Raw genomic sequence first — 205 nt, forward strand, 5'->3', positions numbered from 1 at the left:
AATGGTGGGTCGTGCAGGATTCGAACCTGCGACCAATTGATTAAAAGTCAACTGCTCTACCAACTGAGCTAACGACCCAATGGTATCCCGTAGGGGAGTCGAACCCCTGTTACCGCCGTGAAAGGGCGGTGTCCTAGGCCTCTAGACGAACGGGACACTGGATATTTGAAGGTGTTGGGCACCTTCTATTGCTTCTTTACGTTTT

Annotated in this window: 2 tRNA genes; both read right to left on the reverse strand. The window is 50.7% G+C overall.

Features of this window, described 5'->3' with window-relative positions:
• Positions 1–2 precede the first annotated feature (2 nt).
• A tRNA-Lys gene (locus tag PVK62_RS17650) sits at positions 3–78 on the reverse strand.
• 2 nt (positions 79–80) lie between these two features.
• Positions 81–156 (reverse strand) — tRNA-Glu (locus PVK62_RS17655).
• Between the last annotated feature and the right edge of the window lie 49 nt (positions 157–205).

This window comes from Aliivibrio sp. S3MY1 (assembly GCF_028765575.1).
Lineage (GTDB): Bacteria > Pseudomonadota > Gammaproteobacteria > Enterobacterales > Vibrionaceae > Aliivibrio.